The following is a 1368-nucleotide window of genomic DNA, read 5'->3' as shown; positions in this document are numbered from 1 at the left end:
TTAGAAGTTTTAATTGTAGACGATCGCTCGACAGACGACACCAAGGCGATCGGGCAAACCCTGCAACAGCATCTCAATGACCCCCGGCTTAAAATATTAGCAGGTCAGCCGCGACCACCCAACCAATTACCTGGTTAACTATCTGTTTATCCGTAATCGTAATTTTGCAGCATTACACTTTGCGCCGCTTGGGTGCCGAGATTGCTGAATGTCCTACGAAATACTGGTGGTTGTGAGGTTTCGCAGGTGGGTTAGTGGCGGCGATTGCGATCGGTTCGGCGATTAAAACCGAAACAGGTTGGGGGTGGACTTGGCGCGGTAGAACTTGGCAAATTAAGCGTTAATTAAGACTGGCATATGGGCAGACAAGATACCTGTCACACAAAAAATTAACTCCTTGTGGAACAGGCATCTTGCCTGTTCTTAAAAATCATCCAAAATGTGAGTTATAGAAGAAAGAAGGAAGAAGAAGTAAGGTAGAGCCAATCATAACATCCGTTACATCCGTTACATCCGTGGGCGAAATTACGCATAAACAAAAGCAGGTACGCGCTTGTAAGCAGGCGTACCAGATCGCTTTTCTATTGCCGGGCTAAAAATCACATTAACTTCAGGATAAAACATCAAAGCAGCACCCTCACGAACCGCTCCGTAAATCACCTCGACATTTTCCATTTTCCCCACATTTCCCTGCACCGTCACGCGCTGATGTTCTTGAAAACCCGTGCTTTCTGCATCCGTACGATTCATCAAAATGCAGTTGCGGTGCGGCATTCCCCGGTATTTGTCATCAATCTTATAAACCACAGTATTGTGCTGAGAATAGCTGCGTCCCGTCATCAAAGCCACAACAATACCCTGTGTTGATTCCGATACTCCAAACTCTTTCGCTTCCGGTAATTTCAGCTTAGGTAAAGGCGTGACAAACATCTTCGCTTTCCCAGACTCTGTAGGAAATTTAGGTTCTGTAAAAATGCGACCGCTGATGGTAAATTCCTCTTTAGTTTCATCAATTGTCGCTATTTTTTCATAGCCAGGAATGGTTTTAGCAATCAATTGCCGAACATATTTTGTGTCTTGAAGTCTGCGCCAATCAACCGGAAAATCGCCGTGAATTCTGCTGGCCAATTCTGTCAAAAAATGCACTTCAGGAATCAAATCAGAATTTTTGAGGTGAGTTTCACCCTCATCATTTAAACGCACAAAATTATTCCCCGATTCCACCGTGGTTTTATGGGGATTTTCAAAGCGATTCAGTACAGAAATCACGATTGTATTGTGTTTTGCCAATCCGCTAAAATGTCCTAAGTTCGGTTTAGTTGCAAGGTAAATAATAGTTTCAACATTGGCTAAAGCGCGTTTTGCCTG

2 protein-coding genes are annotated in these 1368 nt (G+C 43.9%); one reads left to right on the top strand and one right to left on the bottom strand.

Annotated features, from left to right (window positions below):
• Positions 1 to 12 precede the first annotated feature (12 nt).
• Positions 13 to 138, top strand: a complete 126-nt coding sequence (locus QUA38_RS29580) for a hypothetical protein (RefSeq protein ID WP_445305138.1) — start codon at positions 13 to 15, stop codon at positions 136 to 138.
• A gap of 387 nt (positions 139 to 525) precedes the next feature.
• Here QUA38_RS29580 and QUA38_RS28905 read toward each other — a convergent pair.
• On the bottom strand, positions 526 to 1368 hold an 843-nt coding region (locus tag QUA38_RS28905; RefSeq protein WP_333167958.1), incomplete at its 5' end, for a molybdopterin dinucleotide binding domain-containing protein.

This window comes from Microcoleus sp. Pol12B4 (assembly GCF_036701385.1).
Lineage (GTDB): Bacteria > Cyanobacteriota > Cyanobacteriia > Cyanobacteriales > Microcoleaceae > Microcoleus.
The sequence above is the reverse complement of the archived record's forward strand: the minus strand, read 5'-3'. Positions and strand labels throughout refer to the sequence as shown.